The organism is Streptomyces aurantiacus (genome assembly GCF_027107535.1).
Taxonomy (GTDB): domain Bacteria; phylum Actinomycetota; class Actinomycetes; order Streptomycetales; family Streptomycetaceae; genus Streptomyces.
This window is the reverse complement of record NZ_CP114283.1, coordinates 5,766,352-5,792,391: the sequence shown is the minus strand read 5'-3', so window position 1 is coordinate 5,792,391 and position 26,040 is coordinate 5,766,352. Positions and strand designations below refer to the sequence as shown.

23 protein-coding genes are annotated in these 26,040 nt (G+C 70.1%); 11 read left to right on the top strand and 12 right to left on the bottom strand.

Annotated features, from left to right (window positions below; genetic code table 11):
- Positions 1–69: 69 nt before the first annotated feature.
- Positions 70–1,023, top strand: a complete 954-nt coding sequence (gene bla, locus O1Q96_RS27985) for a class A beta-lactamase (protein ID WP_269250787.1) — start codon at positions 70–72, stop codon at positions 1,021–1,023.
- 66 nt (positions 1,024–1,089) lie between these two features.
- Here bla and O1Q96_RS27980 read toward each other — a convergent pair whose 3' ends face one another.
- Positions 1,090–2,754, bottom strand: a complete 1,665-nt coding sequence (locus O1Q96_RS27980) for a serine/threonine protein kinase (protein ID WP_269250786.1) — start codon at positions 2,752–2,754, stop codon at positions 1,090–1,092.
- A 561-nt stretch (positions 2,755–3,315) separates the two neighbouring features.
- On the opposite strand from O1Q96_RS27980, the gene O1Q96_RS27975 reads away from it, so the two are divergent.
- Entirely contained in the window at positions 3,316–4,485 is a 1,170-nt protein-coding gene (locus O1Q96_RS27975; RefSeq protein ID WP_269250785.1) for an epoxide hydrolase family protein, read from the top strand.
- A 163-nt stretch (positions 4,486–4,648) separates the two neighbouring features.
- On the top strand, positions 4,649–5,113 hold the full coding sequence (locus O1Q96_RS27970) for an MSMEG_6728 family protein (protein ID WP_269250784.1): 465 nt from the start codon (positions 4,649–4,651) through the stop codon (positions 5,111–5,113).
- Between the two features lie 233 nt (positions 5,114–5,346).
- Here O1Q96_RS27970 and O1Q96_RS27965 read toward each other — a convergent pair whose 3' ends face one another.
- The 3 genes from O1Q96_RS27965 to O1Q96_RS27955 form a co-directional block, all read right to left on the bottom strand.
- Complete coding sequence (locus tag O1Q96_RS27965; protein ID WP_269250783.1) at positions 5,347–6,084, bottom strand: hypothetical protein; 738 nt, start codon at positions 6,082–6,084, stop codon at positions 5,347–5,349.
- A gap of 79 nt (positions 6,085–6,163) precedes the next feature.
- On the bottom strand, positions 6,164–7,774 hold the full coding sequence (locus O1Q96_RS27960; RefSeq protein WP_269250782.1) for a sodium/solute symporter: 1,611 nt from the start codon (positions 7,772–7,774) through the stop codon (positions 6,164–6,166).
- Positions 7,771–8,199, bottom strand: a complete 429-nt coding sequence (locus tag O1Q96_RS27955) for a DUF485 domain-containing protein (RefSeq protein ID WP_269250781.1) — start codon at positions 8,197–8,199, stop codon at positions 7,771–7,773. Before O1Q96_RS27955 ends, O1Q96_RS27960 begins: the two co-directional genes overlap by 4 nt.
- A 601-nt stretch (positions 8,200–8,800) precedes the next feature.
- Here O1Q96_RS27955 and O1Q96_RS27950 point away from each other — a divergent pair.
- Positions 8,801–9,454, top strand: a complete 654-nt coding sequence (locus O1Q96_RS27950; protein WP_269250780.1) for a hypothetical protein — start codon at positions 8,801–8,803, stop codon at positions 9,452–9,454.
- 83 nt (positions 9,455–9,537) lie between these two features.
- On the opposite strand, the gene O1Q96_RS27945 is transcribed toward O1Q96_RS27950, so the two are convergent.
- From O1Q96_RS27945 to O1Q96_RS27930, 4 genes are all read right to left on the bottom strand, one after another.
- A complete protein-coding gene (locus tag O1Q96_RS27945; RefSeq protein ID WP_269250779.1) occupies positions 9,538–9,693 on the bottom strand; it encodes a hypothetical protein in 156 nt (51 codons plus the stop codon).
- Between the two features lie 105 nt (positions 9,694–9,798).
- Positions 9,799–12,675 carry a SpoIIE family protein phosphatase gene (locus O1Q96_RS27940; protein WP_269250778.1) on the bottom strand — a complete coding sequence of 959 codons (2,877 nt, stop codon included), beginning with the start codon at positions 12,673–12,675 and terminating at the stop codon, positions 9,799–9,801.
- 248 nt (positions 12,676–12,923) lie between these two features.
- Positions 12,924–13,712, bottom strand: a complete 789-nt coding sequence (locus O1Q96_RS27935) for a hypothetical protein (protein WP_269250777.1) — start codon at positions 13,710–13,712, stop codon at positions 12,924–12,926.
- Between the two features lie 134 nt (positions 13,713–13,846).
- Positions 13,847–14,374 (bottom strand): CGNR zinc finger domain-containing protein, encoded by a 528-nt coding sequence (locus O1Q96_RS27930; RefSeq protein ID WP_269250776.1) that lies wholly within the window; start codon positions 14,372–14,374, stop codon positions 13,847–13,849.
- 454 nt (positions 14,375–14,828) lie between these two features.
- Between O1Q96_RS27930 and O1Q96_RS27925 the strand changes: the two genes are divergently transcribed.
- Positions 14,829–16,409, top strand: coding sequence for a TIGR03086 family metal-binding protein (locus O1Q96_RS27925; protein ID WP_269250775.1), 1,581 nt, complete (start codon positions 14,829–14,831; stop codon positions 16,407–16,409).
- 66 nt (positions 16,410–16,475) lie between these two features.
- Here the strand turns inward: O1Q96_RS27925 and O1Q96_RS27920 are convergent, their stop codons facing one another.
- On the bottom strand, positions 16,476–16,751 hold the full coding sequence (locus tag O1Q96_RS27920) for a helix-turn-helix domain-containing protein (protein ID WP_269250774.1): 276 nt from the start codon (positions 16,749–16,751) through the stop codon (positions 16,476–16,478).
- Positions 16,752–16,813: 62 nt separating this feature from the next.
- Between O1Q96_RS27920 and map the strand changes: the two genes are divergently transcribed.
- Complete coding sequence (gene map, locus O1Q96_RS27915) at positions 16,814–17,581, top strand: type I methionyl aminopeptidase (RefSeq protein WP_269250773.1); 768 nt, start codon at positions 16,814–16,816, stop codon at positions 17,579–17,581.
- A gap of 50 nt (positions 17,582–17,631) precedes the next feature.
- Here map and O1Q96_RS27910 read toward each other — a convergent pair whose 3' ends face one another.
- A complete protein-coding gene (locus O1Q96_RS27910; protein WP_269253749.1) occupies positions 17,632–18,633 on the bottom strand; it encodes a glycoside hydrolase family 43 protein in 1,002 nt (333 codons plus the stop codon).
- 304 nt (positions 18,634–18,937) lie between these two features.
- Here O1Q96_RS27910 and O1Q96_RS27905 point away from each other — a divergent pair, with 304 nt between their 5' ends.
- From O1Q96_RS27905 to O1Q96_RS27895, 3 genes are all read left to right on the top strand, one after another.
- Entirely contained in the window at positions 18,938–20,167 is a 1,230-nt protein-coding gene (locus O1Q96_RS27905; RefSeq protein WP_269250772.1) for a right-handed parallel beta-helix repeat-containing protein, read from the top strand.
- Between the two features lie 662 nt (positions 20,168–20,829).
- Complete coding sequence (locus O1Q96_RS27900; protein WP_269250771.1) at positions 20,830–21,162, top strand: hypothetical protein; 333 nt, start codon at positions 20,830–20,832, stop codon at positions 21,160–21,162.
- Complete coding sequence (locus tag O1Q96_RS27895) at positions 21,159–22,478, top strand: phytase (protein WP_269250770.1); 1,320 nt, start codon at positions 21,159–21,161, stop codon at positions 22,476–22,478. Before O1Q96_RS27900 ends, O1Q96_RS27895 begins: the two co-directional genes overlap by 4 nt.
- A gap of 43 nt (positions 22,479–22,521) precedes the next feature.
- On the opposite strand, the gene O1Q96_RS27890 is transcribed toward O1Q96_RS27895, so the two are convergent.
- Positions 22,522–22,890 carry an ArsR/SmtB family transcription factor gene (locus tag O1Q96_RS27890; RefSeq protein WP_269250769.1) on the bottom strand — a complete coding sequence of 123 codons (369 nt, stop codon included), beginning with the start codon at positions 22,888–22,890 and terminating at the stop codon, positions 22,522–22,524.
- Between the two features lie 145 nt (positions 22,891–23,035).
- Between O1Q96_RS27890 and O1Q96_RS27885 the strand changes: the two genes are divergently transcribed.
- Positions 23,036–24,409: an NAD(P)-binding domain-containing protein gene (locus tag O1Q96_RS27885; protein ID WP_269250768.1), complete on the top strand. Its 1,374-nt coding sequence runs from the start codon at positions 23,036–23,038 to the stop codon at positions 24,407–24,409.
- A gap of 37 nt (positions 24,410–24,446) precedes the next feature.
- Positions 24,447–24,869, top strand: coding sequence for an ArsI/CadI family heavy metal resistance metalloenzyme (locus O1Q96_RS27880; RefSeq protein ID WP_269250767.1), 423 nt, complete (start codon positions 24,447–24,449; stop codon positions 24,867–24,869).
- Positions 24,870–24,915: 46 nt separating this feature from the next.
- Here the strand turns inward: O1Q96_RS27880 and O1Q96_RS27875 are convergent, their stop codons facing one another.
- On the bottom strand, positions 24,916–26,013 hold the full coding sequence (locus O1Q96_RS27875) for a DUF2332 domain-containing protein (protein WP_269250766.1): 1,098 nt from the start codon (positions 26,011–26,013) through the stop codon (positions 24,916–24,918).
- Between the last annotated feature and the right edge of the window lie 27 nt (positions 26,014–26,040).

Genomic DNA, 26,040 nt, shown 5'->3' with positions numbered 1-26,040 from the left:
GTATTGGACCGCATGGCCGCCCGCCGGTGAAGGTGATCCGGAACTCATGACCACCCAGGAGGCTGGACCATGCAGACCACGCAGTACACCCATGCCCGCCGCACCCTTCGCGGTGCGCTCGCCGCGCTCGCACTCGTCGTCCCGCTCGTAGCCTGCGGCCAGGACGGTTCCCGGGGCTCGACCGCCTCGTCGCCGTCCCGGTCCGCCGTGAACACGGTCCCGGTCGCGGCGGCGACCGCCCCGTATGCAGGCGAACTCAAGGAACTGGAGCGCAAGTTCGACGCCCGGCTCGGCGTGTACGCCATCGACACCGGCACCGGGCGCGAGGTCGCCTACCGGGACGGCGAGCGGTTCGGCTATCACTCCACGTTCAAGGCGCTCGAAGCCGGCGCCGTGCTGCGGAAGTACTCCCTGAGCGGCATGGACAAGGTGATCAAGTACTCGAGCGACGACCTGGTCGCCAACTCGCCCGTCACCGAGAAGCACGTCGAGACCGGGATGACCCTGAGCGAGCTGTGCGACGCCGCCGTCCGCTACAGCGACAACACCGCAGCCAACCTGCTGTTCGAGGCACTCGGCGGTCCCGAGCGTCTCGAGTCGGAGCTCAGGAAGCTGGGCGACAAGGTCACGCTGATGGATCGCATCGAGCCCCACCTGAGCGACTGGGTGCCGGGCGAGACGCGGGACACGAGCACCCCGCGGGCGCTCGCCAAGGACCTGCGCGCCTATGTTCTCGGGGACGTGCTCCGCAAGCGCGAACGAGCTCAGCTCACGACGTGGCTGAAGACCAACACCACCGGGAACGAGGTCATCCGGGCCGGGGTGCCCGCGGGCTGGGTGGTCGGGGACAAGACCGGCAGCGGCAGTGGCTACGGCGCCCGTAACGACATCGCCGTCGTGTGGCCTCCCGACTCCGCCCCCATCGTCATGGCGATCCTGACGAACCGCGGCGAGGCGAAGGACGTCCACGACAACAAACTGCTCGCGGAAGCGGCGTCCGTGGTCGCCGAAACGCTGTCCTAGCAGGACACAGGGCGGACACGCCCGCAGGGCCGTCCGCCCGTACCGGCGCCCTCGCCGCCGCAGCCTTCACCCACCCGAGGTGACGCGGAAGGACGTCAGGAAGGTGTCGAGGGCCTGCTGGTTGGCGGGGGCGTTCCACTCGTCGGCGGGAGTCGTCCACCGGATCGAGTAGCCGAGTTCGGTGTCGACGATGAGGGCACGGGCGAGCGTGCGCGTGCGACCCGTGCCCTCATCGTCGGCGAACCACTCCAGATCGGCAGCCGCCGCACCGGAATGCTCCACGGGCTCGATGTCGCCGATGCGGTCGAAGCCGTGGTTGAGGCGCCGCAGTGCCGGTTCGGCGCTGCGCCAGACGGCGACGGGGTCGGACGAGGGGACTCTGCCGAAGGTGATGCTCAGTGCGCGTGGATCGCCCGAGGCGCCGAACGTGACGCTGAAGGCGTTGCCCGGTCGCCCTGTGTCCTTGACGCGCTCCCACCCCGAGGGCAGCTCGACCGAGAACCCTTCCGGCGCGTCGTAGCGCTCGGTGGCGGGCGGTGCCTTCTCCCCGGGCGAGTCGCTGGGGGAGGGGGGCGGGGGCGCGGCGGGGTCCGCTGACGCGGACGGGGCCCCGCTGGTCGGGGTCGCCGAGGGGCGAACGGGGGTAGGAACTGCGGGAGGAGGCACGGCAGCGGAGCCGGACGCGATGGGCGGGGCGCCGGAGGCGTCGGACGCGTCCGAATCCGGCCCGCTGTTCATGGCGAGGATGACCGGGACGGCCACGACGGCCAACGCGGACCCGGCGATGGCGAGAATGACGGGCCGCCTGCTCCTCCGCGGCCGTTCCGACCCCGGAGAGGTTCCGTATGCTCCCCGCAGCCTGAACGCGTACGGCGGTACGGCCGAGTCCTCGCTGATCATGCGTGTCAGCGCCTTGCGCAGGACCGGTTCGGTGAGCCGTTCCTGCGGGTTCTCGCGGAGCAGTCCGTGAATGGTCTGCCGCAGACGACCGGCGGGCAGGCCACCTTCCGGGGCTGCCTCCTGTTCTCTTCGAGCCGCCCTTCCCGAGTCGCCGTTCACGGAGACCGGGAAGCCTTCGACGTGCCCGGGGTGCGTGGAGGGAGGACGCCCCTCGACCATGGTGTGGAGCAGCGTTCCCAGAGCCCACAGGTCCGTCGAGGGTTCGACCGCCTCGCCGCGGGTCTGCTCCGGGGACGCGTACGAGGGTGCGGTCGCCCTCAAGGACCGGGTCGCTCCGCTCAGTCCGAACCCGGTGACCACCACCCCGCCGTCCGTCCTGACGAAGACCTGGTCGGGGCCGAGGTCGCCGTGTGTGACCCCCGAGCGATGGGCGGCCGCGAGCACGTCGAGGATCTCCAGGCCGACGCGGGCCGCCCGGGGTTGGTCCAACGGCCCTCGTCCGCTGATGAGTTCACTCAGGGACGAACCCTCGATGGGTTCCATGACCGTCCACAGCCGGCCGTCCTGTTCGGTCACGTCAAGAACGGTGGCCACCCGGCCGGGGGCGGCGGCTTGCACGGCGTCGGTCTCCCGCAGTACCCGGGCCGTGGTCTGCCGCGCGCTCTCCTCGCGGAGAACCGCGGGCAGTCGAGCCTCCGCGATGTACACCGGCCGGCCGGACGCCATGTCCTGGCCGTGCCAGCCGATCCGGAACTCCTCTCGGTGCAGGATCTGGAGCGGTCGATACCTCCCCGCGATCATCTCGGTCGTGGAGGACTGCGCTTCTGACATGCTGATCCTTCATTTGCGCACGGGGTTGCACCTTCACCATGAGTACGAACGCGAAGCGGGTCGGTGTTCAATCAATCGTGCCCGCAATTTCCGGCGTCGCGAGATCGATGCCCCGAGACGCGATACCACCGAACGACGCTTGGTTCGGGGCCGGCCGCAAAGCGCAGCCCCCGGATTACTCCGTGAAACAAGGGGCACTCGAACGTGATGACGTCTGAGGAAAACAGGCTCTCCCGACGTGGCGTTCCTCGTGTCGGGCACCGTCTGCGGAGTCTGCGTCCTCACCACGCCCTCTGTTGACCCGCGGCCCAAGGCGTGGGCCGCGAAGACGAATGCCTCTGCCTTCCCTCTCCGGAATTCGCCCGGCGTCGGCCGGGTGAAGGGGAGGAGTTCTCACGCGGGTTGTGTCATGGCGGCGGAGAGTGGGACTGCCCGGCGTCGGCCCGGTAAAGGAAAGCCTTCGTATGCCGTGTCAATGGCGTACGCGTCTTCCGGGAGCCTGGGCTTCGGGCGCGCGGGTCCTCAACTGATGGCTGTGTCCGCCGCGTTAGCATGCGAGGCATGTCCGAAGCGCTGTCCCGTCCGGAACCGTTCACCGTGCAGACCGACCCCGCGGTGCTCGAGGACCTCCGCGCGCGGCTGCGTGCGACACGCTGGCCGGATACGCCGGAGGACGCCGGGTGGTCGCTCGGGACCGACATCGCCTACCTTCGTGAGCTCGTCGCCTACTGGGCGGACGGGTTCGACTGGCCGGCGCAGGAGGCGGCACTGGCCCGACTGCCCCGCTTCCGCGTCACGTTGGGCGGTCTGGGGGTCCACTTCGTGCACGCCCGGGCCGTCGCGCCCGCCGGCCCGGTCCTGCCGCTGGTCCTCAGCCACGGCTGGCCGGACTCGTTCTGGCGCTATTCCAAGGTCATCCCGCTTCTGACCGACCCGGGTGCGCACGGCGCCGATCCCGCCGACGCGTTCGACGTGGTCGTGCCCGACATGCCGGGCTACGGATACTCCGACCGCCCCACCGGTCAGCCGCTCGACTCCATCGCCGTCGCCGGGCTGTGGGCCGAACTCATGGGCGTACTGGGCTACGCGCGGTTCGGCGCGGCCGGCGGGGACATGGGCAGTCACGTGAGCCGCTACCTGGCGCTCGACCACCCCGACCGGGTCGTGGCCGTCCACCGCACGGACGGGGGCCTGCCCGTCTTCTCCGGCGACCGGTCCGATCTCACGCCCGAGGAGCGCGCCTGGTTCGAGGAGGTCGCTGCCTGGGGTGCGAGTGAAGGGGCCTACGGTGCCATGCACCGCACGAAACCCCAGACCGCCGCCGTCGGTCTCACCGACTCGCCGGCCGGACTCGCCGCGTGGATCGTCGAGAAGCTGCAGGCGTGGAGCGACTGCGGCAAAGACATCGAACAGAGCTTCACGAAGGACGAGATCCTCACGAACGTCACCCTCTACTGGCTCACGGAGACGATCGGCTCGGCGATGCGCATGTATCGCGCGAACGCCGCGATCGCGCCCGAGCAGCTCGCCCGCCGGGTCGAGGTGCCGTCCGGGTTCTCGATCTTCCGCGGTGACGTGGTCCGCCCGCCACGGGCATGGCTCGAACGCACGGCCAATGTCGTACGCATGAGCGAACCGGCGCGTGGAGGGCACTTCGCACCGTTCGAGGAGCCCGAGCTCTACGCGGAGGAGCTGCGCGCGTTCTTCCGCCCTTACCGGGCGGCGACGTGACCTCCACCCTGCCGTGCGATGCGGACGCCGCCGTCGCCGCCGGACGCCCCCAAGACCGGCTACGTCGTTCTGTCGTCCTGATGCGCTCGTACGCGGTGACGTCGCGGACGGGTGCACCCGGACCGCCTGTATGAGAACGGGCCGCCCGCGGTAGGCATGCTGTGTGCAGACCTTTCTTCCGTATCCCGACTTCACGCAGTCCGCCGAGGTCCTGGACCAGTCGCGCCTGGGCAAGCAGCGGGTCGAGGCCCTCCAGGTGTTGCGCGGCCTGACCGTGCCCGGCTACGGCTGGCGGCACCATCCCGCGGTACGCATGTGGACCGGCTACGAGGAGGCCCTGGTCCGCTACGGCCTGGACGTGTGCGCCATGTGGGTTGCTGAGGGGCGCGCCGACACATGTGCCACCACGATCGTCACCGACTTCACCCGGTACCGGCCCGGCGCCGCTGTACGTGTCCAGGAGGAGCTGGCCGACGACGGTGAGCTGCCGCCCTGGCTCGGAGACCCCGCCTTCCACCGCAGCCATCAGTCGGCGCTGGTGCGCAAGGCACCGGAGGTCTACGCCCCGTCCTTCCCGGGCGTTCCGGACGACCTGCCCTACGTCTGGCCGGTCTCCGACCGGGGCTGACCCGGCTCGTGCCGCGTCAGGTCCCGTGGGCGCGGCCGGGTGCGAGGGCCGGGGTACGTCCGGCCGCGCCGTGCGCGACGACGACTTGAGGAGGTGAGACCGATCGACGCAGGGACTGCAGGTCGGGACTCCCTCCCCCGCATGGTCCGGGGAGCGCCCGCGGGCGTGGCTCAACCATGAGCAGTCGTGCGTGATTTGAGCTGCGGCTCATGGGCCTCCGTACCGCCCACCGGTCAGTTGTGCCGCATCCAGACGTTGGGCTCCTGATAGATGCCTTCGTCGGTCGAGTGGCTGATCCGGAGGAGGCTGAGCCCGTCCGGGATCACATAGTCGCCTGCTTCGGGGAAGACCATCCCGGTCCAGCGTTCCCACTCGGCAACCGTGCCGGTCATGGTCTGCGAAGCCGGGGCCGCCGACAGTATCCGGGCCCCGAGACGCTGATGGGTCCGGATCCAGGGATCGAGAGCCAGCCCGTCCTCCCGGCTCCACCGCATGAAGGTCTCGATGGGTGTCAGCGGGTACTGGGCCTTCATGGTCGGGCGAACCGGGGCGACGACTTGCTCCAGCCCTGTGTTCCTTGCCGTCCGACGCAGCGCCTTCAAGGTCTCTCCCGCCAGGCCCCGTCCTTTGAGTGACGGGGTGACGATCGCTCCGCAGATCACCAGGGTATTGGCCTCCACCTCCTGTTCACGGCCCTCGACGGCACGGACGAGGGCCTGGGTGTACCCCGTGGGAAGGGATTCCGGGAGGCCGTCCCAGCGGATCGGTACACCCCAGCCGGAGGCGACCGGTATCTCGTGGTCGTCGATCAGCATGAGGTTCAGGTCGGCGAACCACTCCCTGGCCCTGCCTATGTAGTCCTTCACCAACTTGTCGGCGGTGATGAACTCTGGAAAGCCCTCGCTGAAGAGCTCCCGCAGGTGCTCATCCGGTCGGGTACGTGCGTCGGTCCGCTCGATCTTTGTGATCACCGGCTGTTCCTAGCACACGGGTGTCTTCGGACCCTCCGTTCCCGATCGCGTCGAACATCGACGAGATCCCCGGTGCTCGTCATCTCGGCCTGGGCTCCGGGCCCGCGAGGATCCTGGCCTCGATCCGCTCGTAGTCCTTCTGGCGCCGCCGCGCCTCACGGCGTCCCGAGAGCAGCGTGCCGAGCAGTCCGAACGCGAAGCCGGCCGGGATGGACAGCAGGCCGGTCGTGGTGAACGGCAGCCAGTTGAAGTCGGCTTGGGGAAAGGCCGCCATGGGTGTCCCCGACACCAGCCGGGTGCCCGGCATCAGCAGCAGGACCGTGAGCGAGCCGCCGATGAGTGTGCTGAGCAGACCGGCGCGGGTGTAGCGGCGCCAGAAGAGGCTGTAGATCAGCGCCGGGGCGATGGCCGAGGCGGCCAGGCAGAAGGACACTGTTGCCAGTGGCTGGAGGCTGCGGTGCTGGATGAGACCGGCGAGCAGGATCGTCGGGATGCCGACGGCCAGCGCGGAGACGCGGGCGACGGTCATCTCCCGTACCGGTGAACGGCGGGTGGAACGGCTCGCGTAGACGTCGTGGGCCAGGGAGTTGGCGCAGGCCAGGATCATGCTGGCGACCGAGGCGAGCAGGGTGAGGAAGATCGCCGCAGTGACCGTGGTGAACAGGAAGGTCTCGGCCCGGGAGACGTGTGTGCCGAAGACCGCCCGCGAGCCGAGGAGGTAGGCCGTGTTGCCCCGCGGGTCGGCGGCGGCGATCCCGGCCCGTCCGATGAGCGCGGTCGCACCGATCGCGACGATGGTCATGACCAGCATGAACAACGCCACCGACGACACCGCCCAGGACATCGAGCGGCGTACCTGACGAGCGTTGTCCGCCGTGAACATGCGCATGGTGACGTGGGGCAGGCAGGCGCCGCCGAGCACGATGGCGAACTGTGTGCTGATCATGTCCAGAGCGGCGTGCGGGCCTCCGGCGAACTGCAGGCCGGAGCGCAGGAACGCCGTGCCCACCCCGCTGCGGTCCGCGGCCGTGCGGAACATCGCTCCGGGGTCCCACGCGAAGGCGCGGAGCATCAGGAAGGCGACCACGGCCCCCGAGCCGAGGAGCATGACCATCTTCAGGATCTGGATGAGAGCGGTGCCCTTCATCCCGCCGATCGCCGCGTAGGTGATCATCAGGCCGCCGACCCCGACGACGCATCCGGTCTTCATGGTGGTGCTGGTGAAGCCGAGGACGAAGGCGAGCAACTGCCCGGTGCTGGCCAGTTGGACCAGCATCATCGGCATCAGAGAGGCGATGGTCACGACGCATATGGTCACGCGCACGGACCGTCCGGGCATCCGGTGGGCGAGTGCGTCACCCGGGGTGAAACGGCCGGTGTTCCGTAGGGGTTCGGCCAGCAGGAACATCAGGAGCAGCAGGGACAGAAGGGTGCTGAGGGCGAGGACGACGCCGTCGTAGCCGCACAGCGCGATGACGCCTCCGATGGTCAGGACGGTGGCCGCGGAGATGTAGTCGCCCGCGATGGCGAGGCCGTTGCGCATCGGGGACAGCGAGCGGTACCCGGTGTAGAACTCGTCGAGGTCGTCACGGTCCGGGCCCGCGATGACGCAGAGCAGAAGGGTCACGGTGACGACGGTGCAGAAGGCGACCAGGGACCACGACTGCGCGGTGCCGTTGAAGTCCGTCATCGGCCCGGCTCCCTCTCGGCGAGCAGGGCCGTGCGCTGTCGCATCCGGCGGGCGAGTGGATCGACGTACCGGCTTGCCGTGTACTCGAAGAGCGTGATCGCCAGCCAGGTGACGGGGAGTTGGACCAGGCCGAGCACCATGCCGGTGGACAGGCCGCCGGTGACGGGCCTCGTCATGAAGGACGGGGCGAGAGCGGAGAGGACCAGGAAGACGGTGAAGTAGCCGAGGGCCGCGCAGGTGGCGATTCGGCGTTGTCGGCGGTAGGCGCGGCGCAGGATGCGCAGGTCCCTGTGGTGTCCGGGAGGTGAGGGGAGCGCTCCGCGCCCGGGTAAGTGATCTTCGGCGGTGGCCCAGGCGGGCCGGGTGGTGGGGTGCCTGGCGCGGTACGGCTGGACTGTGTACGCATCCGAGGGGTTGTCGGACATCCCGGTTCTCCTAGCGCGGCAGGGGCCCGGTACGTGCACGGACCGCAGGGAGGTTGGGAAGAACTGTTCGAGTGCTCGCACGCTATTCGGCGGATCTGGGGAGCGAGGGCTTTTGCGCGATCTGGCTCGTTTGCGCGTGTCAGTGGCGTCGACCTTGGAGTTCGGGCCCGCAAACCGGTGACACATGGGGGTGAAGGGGCGAGCGAAGCCTCGCGGGAGGTCTTCGGTGTTTCCGGAGGAAGGGCTTTCGGCCCGCTGGGGGTGATGCTGGGTCGCTGGTCCCGGTGCCCGGTGCTCCCTGCCCCCGTCGGCAGCCGTCAAGGCTGGGGGGAGGGTCCCGCCAACAGCCCCTCCCGCCATGGGGTTTCCCACGCCTAGGAATATCGTCGATCTGACGATATTGTGACGGTGTCGCCGACCGTAAAGGGGAGGGCGAAGTCGTCGCACGCCCCTGCGGCGAGTCGCACACCGCGCGCATCGCCCACCGGCACTCGTCGAAAGGCCCCATGGCTCCCGCACGCCGTAGCTCCGCCCTGCCCGGAAGCGGGACCACGACCGTTCGTCTCGTCCCGCAGACCCCGAGTGGCTCCACGACTTCTACATGACCCACGATCTCCTGCTCGCCCCCCATCACGCGGCCTGGTCCGCCAGAGAGCGTGGCGTCGGCGAGCACATCGCGCCTCCCTGGCCGGCCGGGCTCGAAAACCTCACCCGCCTCGACCCGACTGCCTCGCTGGACGCCTGGAGCAACATCCACCGGGCCTTCCCGCCGGTACTGCGCAGCCGCAACATCCTGCACGAGACGCGGGACCCCGCCCGCCGCAGCGGCCTGCGCGCCCCGGACGGCAGGCGCCTCGTCCCGCTCCACCCCGTCATGGTCGACGAGGCGGACCTGTGGGCGCTCACCCGCGTACGTCGCGCCATCCGTGCGGGGGCGAAGGCCAGTCCGTCGATACGGGTGACCCGCCATGCCGACGGCTCGGCGGACATCGGGAGCGTGGCGGGCCCCGGCGACTACCGAGGCACCGTCGACCGGACCGTGGCGGTCCTGGCTCTCACCCCTGACGAGGACGTCGAAGCACTGGCCTCGGTCCTTGCCCCCGAGGCCCCCGAACCCGTCGACGCGGGGACGCGTCGCGTCGACCTGTCCGACCAGGAGTACGCGGCCTACGAACGCTTCGCCGACCGGCTCGCGGCGGCGGCCATGACAGGCCAGTTCCCGGGCGACCGGGCGTTGTTCAGGGAGCGCTACTGACAGGTGCTGCGTCCGGCGGGGCGCCGGCGCCCACACCGTGCGTCAGGGAGGCGTGCCGCTGGCCGTTTCCGGGCACCGGCACGTCAGCGCCGTCCTTGACTCGCCGCCAAGCCGATCCCGATGACGGCGAGTACGACGACAGTGATCACGAACCAAGTGGGCATGGTCTCGAGGCCCTTGTAGGCCAGCGGTGCGGCGTCGGTCGACAGCATCTGCGTCTCCTCGCTCGGATGTTTCACAGGTGCCCTGATACGGGACCGGCAAGCTTCGGCCGCAGCACGGCTGCCCCGGTCTTCCGCGGAGTCGCCACGGCACGCGGCGGCAAGGGTGGGTCACTTGGGCGTTCACCGCGCAGGCGAGCCGCCGCCCGCCGCGTCAGCCGTGAGCGGCAGCGTGTACCAGACGGTTTTGCCGCGCGGGTGCGGGCGGGTGCCCCAACGGCCGGCGAGGGCGGTGAGGAGGGCGAGCCCGCGACCGGATTCGTCCGTCGTACCGGCCTGCCGTATCCGCGGCGGCGTGGAACTGTGGTCCGTCACCTCGACCGTGAGTTCGGTTGCGGAGCGGTTCACTCCGAGGGTGAGAGGGCCGCGTGCGTGGACGAGCGCGTTGGTCAGGAGTTCGGACGTGAGCAGACGGGCCGTGTCGATCACATCGGCGGGCAGCTTCCAGGTGGTGAGGGTGCTGGTGAGGAAACGGCGCCCGGCGGGGACCGCGTGCGGACGGGGCTCCAACTCGGTGCGGGCGCAGGCCGGGGGAGGCACGTGGATCAGTAGCAGCGTCACGTCGTCGTCGTGGCCGTCGTCGGCCGGCAGGAGGGTGGTGAGGAGGTGGTCGGCGGCCGGCTCCAGCATGGCGGGGGAGGACCCGTGAGTGCGCAGGGCGGTGTCGAGGGCGTCGGTCAGAAGGCCGATCTGGTCTTCGATGTCGGTGCGCGGGCGCTCGATGAGCCCGTCGGTGTACAGCGCGAGGGTCGCGTCGGCCGGCAGGGTCCGGCTGGTCTGGTGGTGCGGGAAGCCGCCGACGCCCAGCGGAACGCCCACCGGCAGATCCAGTGGGTGAGCCGGCCGGCCCGGCGCGGCGAGCAGAACCGGCGGATGGCCGGCCGAACAAGCGGTCATCTCCCCGGTGTTGTGATCGATGACCAGGTAGCAGCAGGTCACCATCTGGTCGGGCAGGTCGCAGACGAAGGCGTCCAGGGCGCTCATCAGCCGCGCCGGAGGGAGGCCGGCCTGGGCCAGCGCATGGGCGGCGGCGCGCAGTTGCCCCATGACGGCGGCGGCTTCCAGGCCTCGGCCCATGACGTCCCCGATGACGATGCCGGTGCGGCCCGAGCCGAGGGAGATGAAGTCGAACCAGTCACCGCCCACCCCGGCGCCCTGGACGGAGGCCAGATAGCGTCGCGCGCTGGGCAGCTCCTCCACCGTGGGTGGGCTGCCCATGAGGCTGCGTTGCAGGGTGTACGCGATGTGGTGCTGCTGCTCGTAGCGGGCGGCGCGTTCGGCTTCGGCCCGCTTGCGGTCACTGATGTCGCGGATGGTGAGGGAGACCAGCAGCCCCTCCTCCGTCTCCAGCGGACCCAGGCTCACCTCCACGGGAAACTCGCGTCCGTGGCTGTCGCAGGCGGCCAGGTCCACCTCCGAGCCCATCGACCGGGCCTGCGGACCGGCCAGGTACGCGCGCAGCAGCGCGGCCTGCCGTCGGCGCACGCGGGCGGGGGCCAGGTCGTGCACGTTCGTTCCGACCAGATCCCTGCGCGGGTGGCGGAAGAGAACTTCGGCCTGGGCGTTGGCCATCACCACCGTTCCCTGACCGTCGCTGATCAGCGTCGCGTCCGGGGCGCACTCCAACAGGGCGCGGAAACGCTGCTGGGCCCGTTCGCTGTGCTGCTGGGCGAGGACGCGCTCGGTGGAGTCGGTGGCGATGCCGCACACCGCGTAGGGCGCACCGGAGGTACTGGTCAGCGGGAACAGAGTGGTCAGGAAGTGGTGCGGTCCGTCATCGAGACGGAGAGTGTCCTGGCGCTGAAGGCTGCGGCCGGCGGTCTGCACCTCCAACTCGGCCTTGCGCAGCGGCTCCGCGCTCGCCCTGGGAAGTACGTCCTCGATGCGCCGTCCGAGGATGTCCGCGCGCCCGGCGCCGGTCAGCCGCTCGAAACCGGCGTTGACGGCCAGGTAGCGGCCGGCACAGTCCTTGATGAAGATGGCCGCCGGGGTGTGGTCCATGAACAGCTGCAGCCAGGCGTACTCGCGGATGCGGTCCTGGACGCGATCGTGGGCGAGCTCCGCGCGGCGTCCCACGGCCAGGGCGATGAAGCCGACCACGGTGAGGACCACGGCGTGGGCGCAGGCCACCAGGGCCGTGCCCATGCGGTTCTCGTACAGACCGGCGTCCTGCCCCATCAGGCGGAACCAGCCCAGAACGGGAGGCACGACCAGGGCCGCGGCGGCCATCCAGCGGCCCTGGAGGCCGGTCGTACCCGGATTCATCAGCAGCACCGCCAGCCCCCGGTCCGGCCGGGCCAGGAACGTCGCCACCCCCAGCAACACGAGAGCGAGCGCGGTGTGCAGCGCCATCCGGGTGTAGTCGGCGATCTGGCCCAACTGCGGTACCTGGTAGACGAACCCGTACACCCGCAGCAGTCCGAGGACGAGGACGACCAGCGCGCACACCTGTGACAGCCGGATGCCCCAGGTACGTCCCCGGTCGAGCGTCAGCTGGGCCAGACCGGCCAGCAGCAGAGCCAGGGCGGTGTTCGGGGACATCCGGCCCGGCGGTTCGCCGGCCGTGTCCGTGCCGGAGCGGAGGAGGAGCTGGTCGATGCCCGGTTTGGTATCCAGGAGGTACTCGGCCAGCGTCAACAGACCGATGGCGAGGGCCAGTCCGGCGCCGGAGCGGCTGAGACGGACCAGCACCGGACTGCCCGGACCGCGCAGCGTCAGCAGGAGCGAAGCGGACAGTGCCAGCAGTGCGACGGCGGTGTTGGGCTGCATCGATGTCTGCCCCGCGACGACGCTCTTCAGCACCTCGACGCCGAAGGCCCATCCGGCCAGGCCGCAGCACGCGAGCAGCGCGCAGGAAGCCGCCGCGGCGCGGGCGAACGACTGGCCGCTCGCACCGGACGCCACGCCCAGTCGCGACACCTGTGCGTCCCGCGCCGGTTGATCGTGCACACCCAACTGCCACTGGGGCTCCCCGCCCCGATGGCCCGTCGCCTCAAGCACTGCCCACCACACCTGCCGATCAACGCTTCCGCACGCCGGCCTCGGCTTCACTGCTCCGGCGCGTGGCCGTGCTCCTGCCCGGGCGGGTTCTCGCCCCTGGTGTGCACAGCTGACCAACGTAGGCCCTGTCGCGGAGGGTGTGCCGCAGGCTCCCGCAAACTGATCACACAAGGCGGCGAAGTTGCCAAAAGGGGATTGGAGGCGAAGGGCGGGCGAGGCACAGCGATCACATCCGGCTCGACGGACACTCAGGGCACGAGCCCGAGTGGGGCCGGGTCCTGCCCGCCTGAGTGGGCTGCGTGCCGAGGAGTCAGGCGCAGGCCGCCGTCGATGGTCGTCGCGTCGAAGGCCCAGCGTGCGCCCTCGGCAACGAGCAACAGGGTGACGGGGCCCTGGGCTGTGATGTCCATGAGTGCCGTGTACTTGCGCCGGTGGTTCGGCTTCACCGGTTCACGCCCGTCCAGGCTCAGGCGAAGCAGCGAGGCCAACAGGCCCAACAGGCTGTCCGGCCCATGGATCCTGGCCTTGGCCTCCATCGCGATCATCGGAGCACCATCGGTCTCGACCACGGCGTCGAACTCCCCCTTCTCGAAGCAGATGTCCGTCCCGGCAATGTGGTGGACCGAGGTCAGCTCGGCCGCGGCTGCGAGCTGGATCAGATACTCCAGGTTGAGCGCGACGCCGGGGCCACTGCGGCTGAAGAGGGCGTACCGGCCGCCGGAGGCCTTCCGTCGAAAGCCCTGCGGCACGACGAATCCGGCAGAGTCCGCGTGCAGCACCCGGGCGTCCAGAGCTGCCAGAAACCCGGCGGCCTCGTCCGGCCCAAGCCCTCGCCGGAACTCCCCCAGGTCCGGCGAGAGGACGTCTTCCCGCACCGCGGCGAACCCGATCGCCCAGGCTCGCAGCAGTGCGTCCAGCCGTGCCACCGCCCCTGGGCACCGGGCTTCCGCCGCCCGGGTCAGGTCATCGGACTGCTTGAGCATCCCTTCCCACCAGGTGTCGCCCAGTACGTCCCGGACCGACTCGGCATCCCTCACGGCTCCCCCTGCAGTCCCCGGCGGCATCGCCATGCCCGCGTAGCGAGAAGAGTACGGTCGGCGCTCGAACTCGTGGCGGGAGGCGCCGGTGAAAGGGGAGACCCACGGCTCCGAGGGACTGGCGACAGGCCGCGTCAGGACTTCGGCTGTGCGTTCCGGGAGCGATGCCGCATCACCGCTTCGGTGTTTCCACAGCGTGCTGAGCAGTAGCGCCGCCGCCCGTTCCTTGAGGTGTCCACATACGCCCGGGAGCACTCGGGGCGCCTGCATCGCCCCAGCCTTGCTCCTCCTTCCCAGCACAGGACGAACGCGAGACCGCCGGCGGTGACTGCCTTGACCCGGGAGAGCACGTCAGCCTCGTCCGGAACGAAGTGCAGGTGGGGCTGCAGACCGTCGTGGGTGGTCACCCACGGACGGATGGTCGCCTCTACCAACAGGTCGTTCACGGCCGAGCACTGCTCGGCCGGAGTGTCGGGACGGAACACCCGCGCCAACTGATCCCGCCAGTGCCGAAAGCCCTCCACATGGAGGTCCTCGACCTCCGGCCGACGGATTTCGTGCGCCTCGAGCAGGGTGTGAACGCTTGCCGCGCCCACCTCCGGCAGATTGATCAGATCGGCGGACAGCACCGCCCCCAGGCGGCCGTAGTGGTTCTGCTGCACGTCACCTCCTCCGGGATCACGAAACCCCGCGCTTCGCGGACCGGCGTTCCCCGCTCCGGCCGCTCACCTGGATCAGCTGGAAGTCGGAGCGAGTGACGATCCATCCACTGGTGGTGCACCACAGGTACCTCACCATTCGCTCGGAGGTGAAGTGTTCCGAGACCGGTCGGCAGGCTTCCGAGGCGAGGCCGCAGGAGGGGCACCACCACGATCCATGTCGCACATCCGTGATTCGTTCCATGTCCGCCAGGGTGGGGTCATGGGTCAAATACATTCAACCATTACATCCGGGGGTGTACGGGATGCCACCCGTCGCCGTCCGTGAAATGGAAAGATCGCCTTCCTTCGGCGCGACATCGCAGGTCACCGTGCATGTACGTGCCGGGGCAGAACGCCGGGTGGGCCGGGCGGCTGCCGGTCACCTGTTGACTCTCCCTTCGTGGGAGACCCGAGGATGGAACGCATGCACGTCGGCGACGAAACGTTCTGGAGTATCGGAGACGTCGCCCGGAAGACCGGGCTGACGGTGAAACTGATCCGGCACTGGTCCGACACCGGGGTCATCCACCCGGCCTGCCGGACTCCTGCCGGCTACCGGATGTACGGCACGGAAGCCCTTGCCCGTCTGCAGTTGGCGCAGACACTGCGAGGGCTCGGTCTGGGCCTGGCGGCCATCCGGGACGTACTGGAACGCGAGGACACCTTGTCGGAGGTGGCCGCGACGCACATCGACGCGCTGGAGGCGCAGATCCGCACGCTGCGGTCGCAGCAGGCGGTGCTGCGCTCCGTCACCCGCCGCGACACCACTGCCGAGGGACTCACCATCATGACCGAGCTGGCGCGCATGTCCGCCGCCGAACGGCGCACCATCATCCACGACTTCGTGACCGAGACCCTGGGGGAACTGGACGTTCCCACCTATCGACGAGGCCTGCTGGCAGCCACCCCCGACCTGCCTGCCGACCCGACCGACGAACAGGTCGACGCCTGGCTCGAACTGGGCGAACTCGTCCGCAGCCCAGGTCTGCGCGAGGGCCTGCGTCGCATGGCCCGCTACGCGGCCGAACACCATCCGGGCGAGCACGGGGACGGCGCGGCGCGGGCGGCGGAACAGGTGACGAACGACTGGCTGCGCAGGGTGGAGACGGCGATGCGGCAGGGCATCGCCCCGGACTCACCGGCAGCCGACCCCGTCGTCACCGCCGTCGTCGCGACCTGGATCCCCACCCAGGCCGCCCAGGGCGCGACCCTTGTCGACGACGCCCAGGCCAGGGCCCTGCTCCTGCGACAGCTCGAAGTCGCCTCCGACACACACATGGAGCGGTACTGGCAGCTGCTGTGCATCATCAACGGCCGGCCCGTACGACCGAGTATGGCCGCCGCCGGCCGATGGCTGACGACGGCTCTGCGAGCCAATCCCGAGCCGGGTGCGCGAGCCGCTCAACTCGACGCGGTGTACGACGCCGACGACGACGCGTGGGAACCGCTCGGCGTGCTCCATGCCTGCGAAGAAGCTCTGGACGCCGTCGAGTTGCTCGTCTCCGCGGTGCGGCGGGACCGGTTCGACCGGCCAACTCCCTGCGCCGACTGGGACGTACGCACCCTGCTCAACCACATTGTCTGGGAGAACCTGCTCTGGGCGGGCCTGGCCGACGGCACTCCTCGCTCCGACTTCACCGCGGACCACCTCGGGGACGACCACCTCGCGGCGTTCCGTGCCGCGTCCCGGGCCGCCCGGTCGGCCTTCTCGCGACCGGGCATGCTGGAACAGCGCTACGGACCCGCGCCGGGGCATCGGCTCGTGGAGCAGCTGGTGATCGAGATGCTGGTCCACGGCTGGGACCTCGCCCGGGCCGTCGGGCATCCGTCCGGCATCCCTCAGCACCTCGCCGAGGCGGCGCTGCCCGTAGTGCGGGAGGCCTACGGTGATCTGCCCCGTACGGCCGCCGGTTCCTTCGCCCCGCCGCAGCCGGTACCCGAAGGCGCCGGCGCACTCGACCGTCTTGCCGCCTGCATGGGGCGATCCGTCGACTGACGGACACTCCCGGGTCAGGTCAGGACCACCGTCCGCCTTCGGGCCGGACGGCAGGTCTCCTGACGTTCAGGCCGACAACGCCTGGCCGCTGTCGTCGGCGTCCTCCGCGCAGGCCGCGGCCAGGTCGTCAAGTGACAGGCCCAGCGCGTGGGCCAGGGCCGCCACGGTGAAGAAGGCCGGAGTCGGGGCCCGGCCGGTCTCGATCTTGCGAAGGGTTTCGGCGGACACCCCGGCAGCCGCTGCCACGTCCACCATGCTGCGGTCACCGCGGAGCTCGCGGAGCAGAGCCCCGAAGCGTTCACCACGTCGCCGCTCTTGCGGACTCAAAGGAACTCTCACCATGACCGTGATACTAATACCGGTATAAGTATTGGGTTGCATCGCATCGCAGGGAGTCATGGCACATGGTGGAGATCAAGACCGACACGGCACTGGAGGCGATGCGTGAAGCGGGACGGGTCGTGGCCGAAGCCCTTGCGGCCGCCCGCCGGTCGGCGGCCGTGGGGGTCCGCCTGCGTGAGCTGGACGAAGCCGCCCGCACCGTCCTGACCAAGGCCGGGGCGAGCTCTCCGTTCCTGGGCTACCGGCCCTCCTTCGCCCCCACCCCCTTCCCCGCCGTGATCTGCGCCTCCGTGAACGACGCCGTCTCGCACGGCATCCCCGGCGACTACCGTCTGCGCGACGGCGACCTGGTCAGCATCGACTGCGGAGCCGAACTCGACGGCTGGACCGGCGACGCCGCGATCAGCTTCACCGTCGGCACTCCCCGCCCCGCCGACCTGGAACTCATCGCCGCCACCCAGGAGGCTTTGGACGCCGGTATCGCCGCCGCCACGGTCGGCCACCGCATCGGAGACATCTCCCACGCCATCAGCACGGTCGCCCGCAAGGCCCGTTGCGGCATGCCGGCCGACTTCGGAGGTCACGGCATCGGCCGTCAGATGCACGAAGACCCCCACGTCCCCAACCACGGACGACCCGGCCGCGGTTACCCCCTGCGCCACGGGCTCGCCCTCGCCATCGAGCCCATGCTCATGGCAGGAGGGCGCAACGACTACGGCACCGACCGCGACGGATGGACCCTGCGCACGATCGACGGCAGCCGCGCCGCCCACATCGAACACACCATCGCCATCACCCGGGACGGCCCCCGCATCCTCACCCTGCCCTGACCTCTGACCTCTGACCTCTGACCCGTGCGCCCTCCGGCGGTCGCGCCGTGTCAGTCTCCGCCGTCGAGGTCGTCGCGTCGGCGGAGCACCCGCAGCTCGGAACCGGTGAACTGCATCTCGTAGAGCTTCCCTCGCGCGTTGTCGAAGGGGCGGTGGAGGATCATCATCAGCCGCCCGTCGAACGTGTGGAACAGCATGCCGTGACCGCTGTCGTCGCGGACCAGCGGCCGGTGCTGCTGCCACGGCCCGGCGATGTCGCCCGACTGCGAGACGGCAAAGGTCTGCACGTAGCCGCCGCTCACGGTGCCGTCCTCACCGGCCACGTTCTTCTCGTACGTCGACCACAGCATGAGCAGGGAACCGTCAGGGGTGCGGTACAGCTGTGGGCCGTCGGTGACGTAGGGCGCCAGTTGATGCGGTACGCCACCGGGGATCTGCTCGCCGAGCCAGAAGGCGTCCGAGCCCTTGAACAGGAAGAGCGGATCTCCGATCGTCCGGGACAGGTCAGGAGCCAGCCGGATCGCCTCTACGGTTCCGTCGACGGTCTGCAGCCACTCGTGCGCGTACACCATCCACGGCTGCCCGGAGGGGTCGACGTAGAGCGTGCCGTCGAGGGTCATGAGGTTCTCGGGCGGGGTGGGGCGTGCCGGGTCGACGACGGAGAAGGGGCCCAGCAGGGAGTCGGAAACGGCCGTGATCGTGCCGCGCATGTGGTTCGGGAGCTGGAACGGCGTGCCCCACGGGCCGGGTGGTGGCACCGCGAGGGGTCTGTTCTCGTTGTGCAGCGTGGTGAACAGGTAGTACCGGCCACCCCACTCGTGAACCTCCGGTGCCCAGCCGCCCTCGGTCGCCCACAGCGCATCCTGCTCCGAGGTCAGGAAGACCACGACCGGACGTCTCCAGTCCCGGAGGTTCTGGCTGCGGTAGACCATCGTGCCGACGCCGTCCACGCCCGACACCGCCGGGTCGTTCGACGTGTAGAGGTGGAAGGTGCGGCTCTCGTCGTCGGCCACGATGAACGGATCGTGCAACGGCATGTCGGGCAGCCGCATCAGGTCGGTCTCAGTCACGGCGAAAGAATACGTCGGTGCGGTAAAGCGATGATCGACATGTCGGGCCGCTCGGCCGCGGAGTCGTACCGGGCGGCCGTACCGGGTCATCGGCTCCGGTGGCAGCGCATGGTCATGGGAAGGCGCCGGTGACTCGGGTACGGGCGTCACGCGCACGAGCCGCTGGTTCAGTGATGTGAACGAGGGGCGCGTACGCATCTATTGACGTGCTCAGAGCAAGTCTCTTACGGTCACCTCAGAAAGCGCTTTCCCCTCGTCCTTGCGCCGCCGCACCCAGGAGACGATCATGCGCCCGAAGTCCGTCACCCTGTCCACCGGTCTCCCGGGACTCCTGGCCGGCCTGCTCGTCCTGTCCTCAGGAGGGGCTGCGCACGCCGCTCCCGCGCAGCGTGCCGCGGAGGGCGGCAGTCAGGTGCAGGCGACCGACCTGTATGTGGCGACCAGCGGCAGTGACAGCAACCCGGGGACGCTCGCAGCCCCGCTGAAGACCATCCAGCGTGCGGTGGATCTGGCGCAGGCGGGGGTCACGATCCAGGTCAGGGGCGGCACCTACGCGCCGAGCACCAACATTCAGTTGATCAAGAGCGGCACGGCAGGTCAGCCCATCACTCTGCGCGGCTACAACGGCGAGCGTGTGGTCATCGACGGCGAGAACATGCCGTACACGCCGGGTGCGGTGGACTCGACCATCCCGCGTGCCCAGCGCGGCGCGGTCCACATAGAGGGGGAGCACTGGCGGCTGGTCGGCCTGGAGATCATTCACGGCCCCTACGGGGTGTTCGGTCTGGACACCGGCTCCAACGTCTTCGAGCGCCTGGTCACCCGCGACAACTACGAGTCCGGGTTCCATCTCCAGGGCTCGTCCGGCAACAACCAGATCCTGAACCTGGACAGTTACGGCAACCGTGACCCCCGCAAGAACGGTGAGAGCGCCGACGGCCTGGCCATCAAGGAAGGCTCCGGCAGTGGCAACGTGGTGCGTGGCGCCCGGCTCTGGAACAACGCCGACGACGGCCTGGACTTCTGGATGTTCGCCGACTCGCCGATCCTCGTCGAGAACAGTCTCGCCTGGGGCAACGGCTTCAACCGATGGAACCTGCCCGACTACCAGGGGGACGGCAACGGGTTCAAGATGGGCGGCAACGGCGTCGCCGCCGACCACACCGTGCGCAACAGCATGGCCTGGGACAACTCCGCAGGCGGCTTCGTCGACAACAACAATCCGGGCAGGATGAAGATCGACCACTGCACCGCATGGCGTCACCCGAAGACCGGGTTCAACTTCAACCGTTCCGCCAGCACGCTCACGAAGAACCTCGCGGTGGACAACGGAACCAACGCCTCGCTGGGCTCGACCTCCACAGGAAGCGGCAACTCCTGGAACCTCGGAGGAAGTTGGTCGTTCGCCAACACCGACGCGCGTGCGATCACCGGACCCAGGACAACTGCCGGAGCCATCCCGTCCTCCACGTTCCTGCGTCCCGACAACGGCGCGGACGTCGGCGCACGGCACTGAGCGCACCGGACGACATCCACAAGCCCGACGGAACCGGAACGGCTGTCGCATCGCGGCGGCCGTTCCGGCCCTGCCGGACGGTGACGGCGCGGCCGGGATTCATGCTCCTGTCGGTGTTCGTGACGTCGCGTCCGGTCCCGGGGCCAGGGGAGCGGTCAACGCTTCGACGAGCCCGGCGAACTCGGCACGTTGCCGACCGGTCAACCCGGCGTAGAGCGGAGCCTGCAGTTCATCGGTGAGCTGCTCCGCTCGCTGCCGGAGAGGGACCCGGGCGGCGGCGACCGAACGGGCCTCGCGCCAGCCGTATCGGGCTGCCTGCTCGACGCCGAGATTGATGACCATCGCCTCTCGGGCGCTCAGCCCACACAGCCGGACCGCCGCCAGATGGCAGGCACCGCGGTGTTCCCGCAGGACGGGTACACCTGCATGGCCGCACCGACCGGGTCGTCGCCGGGACAGGGCTGATCCCGCCAGTCGGCAACAGAGGCAGTGCGTCGGCGTCGGCGCTGTCCGTCGGCCGCCCGACCTTCCGTACCTGCCTGTGTTTCTGTGTGGCGGCCCATGCGGCGCATGGCCGGGCCCGCTCGTGCCTGCTCGCGTTCCGGAAAGATCCGGTTCCGCGTACCCCACCTCACCCATGCGCGGACGGCGATACTTGGGCGATGGACAGCTGTGAGGGCGCCGCGACGCTTGAGTGGTGGGCCAATCGGTCGACCTCTTTGGGCAGTTTCGGCGTGCGCGTCACGGTCCGCGTCGCCGGGAGCGACTGGGCGTGCGACGCGATCCTTGATCATCCTCCGACTGGGGAGGACCGGGAGGGTTTCGACTTCCTGAGAGAAAACGATCCGCTCTTCAGGCTGCGCTTCGACGAGGGTTCCACGGTCCTTGTCGACGTCGTCGCTGTGGAAGACGGCGGACGGCTCATCCTGACCGCCGGACCAAGACCGTGTCCCTCGCCGGACCGCCGGCCCCGACAGTTGAGGAAGCGCCTGTGACCACGACGCACCGCACCAAACGGAGAGCCGCCGCCCTCGCCTCGAGTGCCGCGCTCGTCACTCTTCTCGGAGCATTTCCTGCCGGAGCGGCCGCGCCCGGCCTCCCGGTCGTGACGGCTGTCAGTGAGACCGCCCCGCTCTTCGACGACGAGGCGGGCGGCAACTCCGACGCCGACGACCCGGCGATCTGGCGCAACGCCGCCGATCCCGGGCGCAGCCTCGTCGTCGCCACTGCGAAGGAGGGCGGCCTGCGGGTCTACGGTCTGGACGCGCGGCTGGTGCAGTCGCTGCCCGCTCCGCGTCCGCCGGGGCCCGGCGACGCCCCGGGCCGTTTCAACAACGTCGACCTCGTCACCGGCCTGCGCACCTCGACCGGCCGGGCCGACGTGGCGGTGGTGAGCGACCGGGGCAGCGACCGGCTGCGGATCTACGGCATCGACCCGTCGAAGCCGGGCGGTCCCCTGACCGACATCACCGACCCGGCGGCCACCCCGGTGTTCTCCACCGGCCAGGACGAGGTCAACGACCAGCGGACCACGTACGGACTGGCGACCTGGACCGACAGGGCCACCGGCCGTACGTACGCGCTGGTCAGCCAAAGAGAGAGAACCCGGCTCGCCCTCCTCGAACTGACACCGTCCACGGGCGGCACCGTCGGCTACCGCAAGGTGCGAACCCTCGATCTGCCGGACTCCTTCCGTCTGCCCGACGGCACGACATGGAGCCCTTGCGCGGAGCCCGGAGAACTTCCCCAGGTCGAGGGCATGGTCGTCGACCCGGCCACCGGCACCCTCTACGCCGGGCAGGAGGACATCGGCATCTGGCGGCTGCGCGCCGACCTCACCGGCAGGCCGGTCCTGGTGGACAAGGTGAAGGAGTACGGAGTCCCCGGCGTCTACGACGAGGAGACCGAGGAGTGCACGCCGGGCGCGGACCCCGGTCATGGCGGCAGGCGGCTGTCGGCCGACGTCGAGGGCCTGACCCTGTTCCAGGAGAAGGACGGCGACGGCTACCTGCTCGCTTCCAGTCAGGGCGACAACACCTTCGCCCTGTACGACCGGGAGGTGCGCGAGGGCAACGAGTACGAGGGCGGTTTCCGGATCGGAGCCGCCACCGAGACGCTCGACGGTGTGGAGGAGTGCGACGGCGCCGCCGTACTCAACGCACCGCTGGGGGAGCGGTATCCACGGGGTCTCCTCGTCGTCCAGGACGGCCAGGAAACGCCGGCCGTGCCCGACGGCGAGGGCGGCACGCGTACGGCCACCGGCTTCAAGTTCGTCGACCTCGGCACCGTGGTGGACGCGGCCGACATGTGACACCCCGCGTACGGCCGCCGGGCGCCGCCCGGCGGCCGCGCGCTCAGACCCTGGGGGTGAGAAGGCTGCCCAGCGCGGCCACGACCGACGGCTCGACGCGGTAGTAGACCCAGGTGCCGCGACGCTCGGAGGTGAGCAGCCCGGCTTCCCTGAGCTTCTTCAGGTGGTGGGAGACGGTCGGCTGCGAGACACCGACGTCGGAGATGTCGCAGACGCACGCCTCGCCGCCCTCGTGCGAGGCGACCAGGGAGAACAGGCGAAGCCGGACAGGATCGCCGAGTGCCTTGAACATCCGCGCTGTCCTCTCCGCCTCTTCGGCGGTGAAGGGCCGTTCGGCCAGCGGCGGGCAGCAGGGCGCCACGACTTCGGGAGTCGTGGGCTCCAGCAGGGGCAACGCCTTGACGTTCGACATGTGTCTATGTTGACACACGTCGAAGCAGGAGCGCGAGCCCCGGCCCGATGGTGATTCGATGAATGTCTATGTTGACGCTTGTCGAATCAGGTGTAATGCTGGCACCGCAAGCCATCGACGAACGTCGAAGCAAAAGGGGAATCCCGTGAGCAAGCCCACCGCCGACCACCTGCCCGTCGTGGTGATCGGGGCCGGTCCGATCGGCCTGGCCGCCGCCGCCCACCTCGTCGAGCGGGGCATCGAACCGCTGGTCCTGGAAGCCGGCCCGTCCGCGGCCACCGCCGTGCGCGACTGGTCGCACGTGCGTCTGTTCTCCACCTGGGCCGAACTCGTCGATCCCGCCGCCGAGAAGCTGCTCGCGCCCACCGGCTGGGTCCGCCCCGACGAAGGCACGTATCCCACGGGTGGTGACTGGGCCGAGCGGTACCTCCAGCCGCTGGCCGATGCCCTCGGCGACCGGGTCCGTTACGGCACGACCGTGACCGGAGTGGCCCGCGCGGGCCGTGACCGGATCGTCGACTCCGGCCGTGACGAGCAGCCCTTCACCGTGCACGTCACACGCGCCGACGGTCACGAGGAGCGCATCACCGCCCGCGCCGTCCTCGACGCCTCCGGCACCTGGTCCGTACCCAGCCCCATCGGCGCCGACGGCCTGCCCGCCCTCGGCGAGAAGAGCGCCGCCGAGCGCATCTCCTACCGGGTGCCCGACCTGAAGGACCCGGCGGTCCGTGCCCGATACGCGGGCAGGCGCACCGCGGTGGTCGGCTCCGGAGCGTCCGCCTTCACCGCGCTCGCCTCCCTCGCCGACCTGGCGAAGAGCGAGGAGGACGGCACGCACGCGGTGTGGATCCTGCGCCGGGGCATCGGCGCGGGAACGTACGGCGGCGGCGAGGCCGACGAGCTCCCGGCCCGGGGCGCCCTCGGACTGCGCGCCAAGGCCGCCGTCGAAGCCGGCCACGCGTCCGCCGCCACCGGCTTTCGCACCGAAGCCGTCGAGCGCGACACCGACGGGCGCCTGGTGCTGGTCGCGGAAGACGGCCGCCGTCTCGACCCGGTCGACGAGATCATCGTCCTCACCGGCTTCCGCCCCGACCTCTCCTTCCTCTCCGAGATCCGCCTGGGCCTCGACGAGCGCCTCCAGGCACCGTCCGCGCTGGCACCGCTCATCGACCCGAACGTCCACTCCTGCGGCACCGTCTACCCGCACGGCGTGAACGAGCTGTCCCACCCGGAGCGGGACGTCTACCTGGTCGGCATGAAGTCCTACGGCCGCGCCCCGACCTTCCTCGCGATGACCGGCTACGAGCAGGTCCGTTCCGTCGCCGCGTCACTCGCCGGGGACCAGGAGGCCGCCGAACGCGTCGAGTTGACCCTGCCGGAGACCGGAGTCTGCGGTGGCGCAGGCGTGTTCGACGACCCCGACGCGGCGCAGAGCGGCGAAGGAGGCGGATGCTGCGCGCCGGCCGCCACCCTGCAGATCGGAATCGGCTCCCCGGCCCCGTCCGGCGGAGGCTGCTGACACGTCACCCCACCCCGCACCCGCCAGGAGGCTCGCCATGACCCGCGTACAGCTCGCCCTCCGCGTTCCCGACCTCGCCGCGTCCATCGCCTTCTACACCAAGCTCTTCGGCACCGAGCCCGCCAAACTCCGCGACGGCTACGCCAACTTCGCCGTCGTCGAACCTCCGCTGAAGCTCGTACTCATCGAAGGCACGCCGGGCGAGGACACCCGTATGGACCACCTCGGCATCGAGGTCGGGACGACCGAGGCAGTGCACGCCGCCACCACCCGGCTCGCCGAGGCCGGACTCGCCACCGCTGAGGAGAAAGACACCACCTGCTGCTACGCCCTCCAGGACAAGGTCTGGGTCCGCGGCCCAGGCCGGGAACCCTGGGAGGTGTACGTCGTGAAGGCCGACGCCGACACCCTGGCTCGCAGCCGGACAACACCTGCTGCGCAGGCCCCGCCGACGACCTGACGCGTGCCGGGAGGAGCAGCAGAAGCCCCACTCGGCGCAACGGCCACTAGGAATCTGCCAGCCACGCCAGCAGGCGGCCCCGTGACCAGCAGCGGCCGATCGCCTCGGCGCGCGGAGCCGGGCGATCGAGCAGCGCCAGGCCGATGATGCTGTGGCCGGAGGCGCGGCGGTCGCCGAGTGTCGGAATCGTCGGCGCGACTCCGACCCCCTCCGCTGACACCCATGCCACCGCCCGGCCGACCGCCGCCTCTTCGAGGCGGTGCAGGAAGCGCAGGCGGCTCTCGGGCAGGAAGCGTGACAGTGCCCATGTCGTGGTGACGACGGGCAGGGCGTCGTCGGGCACCCGGGCGACAGCGTCGGCCATCACCTCGACCGGGTCTCCCCGCATCAGCAGCGGAGGGGCTGTCGCGGCCAGTGCCATCTCCGCTTCGAGCCGCGCGATCCGCTCGGGCTGGTCGGGCGACAGGCAGGCGCGCAGCCATCGGGCGTCATCCGCGTCGGTCACGTCCGCCGGATCGAGGTCGACACCGATTCGGGTGACGACCTCGGGCAGCGCCCGCGTCGGGAGGGGCCGGTTCCCCACGAGCGACGATGACAGTTGCACGGGAGATGACGGGTCCCCCAGCGATTGGCCGTTGCTGTAGGTGATGCCCACGCGATCGACATTGAGATTGAGCCCGGCCGAACACCCCACGTCGATCAGCCCGACCGCGTGCGCACCCGCCCGGTGCGCCGCCTCGGCAACGGCCGGATACAGCACGGCGCAGCGGCCGGTCTCGTCGGCCCGCGTCGGCCGGCGCACGGCGACGGCCGCGACCGAGTCGGTCATTGTCAGCAGGGTGTCGATCGCCGCGCCGGCGGCAGCGTCGCCGTCCGCAGCGGCATAGGCCGCGGCGAGCGCCGGGGCGCGTCCGGCGAGAGCGAGGTCGTGCAGCGCGGCGAGGATCACCGTGGGGTGCCGTTTGCGTGCCGGAACCGCCCCGATGGCGCGCAACGCCTCGCCGGACTCGCTCAGCGCGACGGCGACGCGCTCGTACAGCGGGGACGTCCTGGCGGCCTCGACCTCACCGAAGCGGCGGTACACCTGGGCGAGGGTCCGGGCCCTGCCCACGGATGCGGCGTTTCCTGCGGTCGGCCCTGGCATCCGACGATGCTAGCGGCTCAGATGCGG

Bases quoted from the DNA above. Each gene is read 5' to 3' on its own strand.
- bla (WP_269250787.1), top strand. From the start codon at position 70: ATGCAGACCACGCAGTACACCCATGCCCGCCGCACCCTTCGCGGTGCG.
- O1Q96_RS27980 (WP_269250786.1), bottom strand. From the start codon at position 2,754: ATGTCAGAAGCGCAGTCCTCCACGACCGAGATGATCGCGGGGAGGTAT.
- O1Q96_RS27975 (WP_269250785.1), top strand. From the start codon at position 3,316: ATGTCCGAAGCGCTGTCCCGTCCGGAACCGTTCACCGTGCAGACCGAC.
- O1Q96_RS27960 (WP_269250782.1), bottom strand. From the start codon at position 7,774: ATGACGGACTTCAACGGCACCGCGCAGTCGTGGTCCCTGGTCGCCTTC.
- O1Q96_RS27955 (WP_269250781.1), bottom strand. From the start codon at position 8,199: ATGTCCGACAACCCCTCGGATGCGTACACAGTCCAGCCGTACCGCGCC.
- O1Q96_RS27950 (WP_269250780.1), top strand. From the start codon at position 8,801: ATGACCCACGATCTCCTGCTCGCCCCCCATCACGCGGCCTGGTCCGCC.
- O1Q96_RS27925 (WP_269250775.1), top strand. From the start codon at position 14,829: ATGGAACGCATGCACGTCGGCGACGAAACGTTCTGGAGTATCGGAGAC.
- O1Q96_RS27920 (WP_269250774.1), bottom strand. From the start codon at position 16,751: ATGGTGAGAGTTCCTTTGAGTCCGCAAGAGCGGCGACGTGGTGAACGC.
- map (WP_269250773.1), top strand. From the start codon at position 16,814: ATGGTGGAGATCAAGACCGACACGGCACTGGAGGCGATGCGTGAAGCG.
- O1Q96_RS27910 (WP_269253749.1), bottom strand. From the start codon at position 18,633: ATGCGGCTGCCCGACATGCCGTTGCACGATCCGTTCATCGTGGCCGAC.
- O1Q96_RS27905 (WP_269250772.1), top strand. From the start codon at position 18,938: ATGCGCCCGAAGTCCGTCACCCTGTCCACCGGTCTCCCGGGACTCCTG.
- O1Q96_RS27900 (WP_269250771.1), top strand. From the start codon at position 20,830: ATGGACAGCTGTGAGGGCGCCGCGACGCTTGAGTGGTGGGCCAATCGG.
- O1Q96_RS27890 (WP_269250769.1), bottom strand. From the start codon at position 22,890: ATGTCGAACGTCAAGGCGTTGCCCCTGCTGGAGCCCACGACTCCCGAA.
- O1Q96_RS27880 (WP_269250767.1), top strand. From the start codon at position 24,447: ATGACCCGCGTACAGCTCGCCCTCCGCGTTCCCGACCTCGCCGCGTCC.
- O1Q96_RS27875 (WP_269250766.1), bottom strand. From the start codon at position 26,013: ATGCCAGGGCCGACCGCAGGAAACGCCGCATCCGTGGGCAGGGCCCGG.